The organism is Dietzia sp. B19, assembly GCF_014145155.1.
In the GTDB taxonomy this organism is placed as follows: Bacteria; Actinomycetota; Actinomycetes; order Mycobacteriales; family Mycobacteriaceae; genus Dietzia; species Dietzia natronolimnaea.
The window spans coordinates 1-1,692 of sequence record NZ_JAALED010000488.1 but is presented as its reverse complement, the minus strand read 5'-3'; the positions used below and the strand labels follow the sequence as shown (position 1 = coordinate 1,692).

The following is a 1,692-nucleotide window of genomic DNA, read 5'->3' as shown; positions in this document are numbered from 1 at the left end:
CGTCGCCCGGTCCGGACACGACGACGCCCCGGCTCCGGTGGCGGTGTGAACCCGCCTGACCGTGGAGCCGGGGCGTCGTGGTGTCCTCGTCCGGCCCGGACCTCAGACCGCGTAGGAGCGGAGCTTGTCGGCGCGGCGCCCTTCACGGAGCTTCGCCATGACCTCGCGCTCGATCTGGCGGACGCGCTCACGCGAGAGCCCGAAACGCTTGCCGATCTGATCGAGGGTGCGGGGCTGGCCGTCATCGAGACCGAACCGCAGTGTGATGACCTGTTGTTCGCGCTCCTCGAGCGTGGACAGGACCGCACGGACGTCCGAGTGCATGACGTTGGTGACAACCGTGTTCTCGGCGCTGGTGGCCTCGGCGTCCTCGATGAAGTCGCCCAACGGCGCCTCCTCGTCCGCGCCGACGGGCATGTCCAGGCTCACCGGGTCGCGCGAGTGGTCGAGCAACTCCTCGATCTTGTGCGCGGGGATCCCCGACTCCTCCGCCAGCTCGTCGAGGGTCGCCTCGCGACCGAGCTGCTGGTGGAGCTCCCGCTTGATGCGGGCGAGCTTGTTGACCTGCTCGACCAGGTGCACGGGGAGCCGGATGGTGCGGGACTGGTCCGCCATCCCCCGGGTGATCGCCTGGCGGATCCACCACGTGGCGTAGGTCGAGAACTTGAAGCCCTTGGCGTAGTCGAACTTCTCCATGGCCCTGATCAGGCCGAGATTGCCCTCCTGGATGAGGTCCAGCAGCGGCATGCCGCGCCCCGTGTAGCGCTTAGCGAGTGAGACCACCAGGCGCAGGTTGGCCTCGAGGAGGTGCGCGCGGGCGGCCTCGCCCTCCGCGACGATCACCTTGAGGTCGGCCTTCTTGGTGGGGCCCATCCGCTTCTTGGTGGCCAGGAGATGGGCGGCGTAGAGACCGGCCTCGATACGCTTGGAGAGTTCGACCTCGTCCTCCGCGTTCAGCAGAGCCGTCTTGCCGATCCCGTTGAGGTAGACGCGGACGAGGTCCGCGCTGGGGCTCTGGCCATCCGAATCCGCCTCCGTCCGACGGTCCGATCGGGTGGTGGCTGACGTCATGTCTCCTCCTCCTGCCGGCCCGGGGGATCAGAGTCGGCGGTCGGTTGCTGATGGACGGAACGGACGCGTGTCCGGGTCACGGTCACGTACTGCTACAACGGCGGTGGTGCCGGGAATGTTCCCGGGCCCATGACGTCCGTCACGACGTCCGGGAACCCGAGGTGTCGACGAGGACGGTGAACGGGCCGTCGTTCACGGAGCTGACCTGCATCATCGCGCCGAACGCCCCGGTCTCGACCTCGAGTCCCCGCTCACGGAGACCTCGCACCACCGCATCGACCGCGGCCTCGGCCCGAGCCCCGGGCGCCGCGCGGGACCACGACGGTCGGCGCCCCTTGCTCGTCGACCCCATGAGGGTGAACTGGCTGACCACCAGGACGGGCACGCCGATCTCGACCGCGCCCGCCTCACCAGGCAGGATGCGCAGCTCCGCGATCTTGCGGACCATCGTGGCGACGTCCCCCTCGTCGTCGTCGGTCGACACCCCCAGCAGCACCAGCAGCCCGGCGCGGGGGAGTGCGCCCACGATCTCCCCGTCCACGGTGACCGACGCCTCGGTGACGCGCGTGATGACGGCCCTCACCCGCCCACCGGCCCCGGGGTGGCGGCGGCGCGGACGCC

The 1,692-nt window shown here is 69.9% G+C and carries 2 protein-coding genes; both read right to left on the bottom strand.

Annotation, left to right across the window (positions count from 1 at the left end):
• Positions 1 to 102: 102 nt before the first annotated feature.
• Entirely contained in the window at positions 103 to 1,071 is a 969-nt protein-coding gene (locus tag G6020_RS13420; protein WP_179525209.1) for a sigma-70 family RNA polymerase sigma factor, read from the bottom strand.
• Between the two features lie 139 nt (positions 1,072 to 1,210).
• Positions 1,211 to 1,654, bottom strand: coding sequence for a D-aminoacyl-tRNA deacylase (gene dtd, locus G6020_RS13415; RefSeq protein ID WP_182610960.1), 444 nt, complete (start codon positions 1,652 to 1,654; stop codon positions 1,211 to 1,213).
• Positions 1,655 to 1,692 lie beyond the last annotated feature (38 nt).

Excerpts from the sequence above, each read along its gene's own strand:
- G6020_RS13420 (WP_179525209.1), bottom strand. The coding sequence starts at position 1,071 with ATGACGTCAGCCACCACCCGATCGGACCGTCGGACGGAGGCGGATTCG.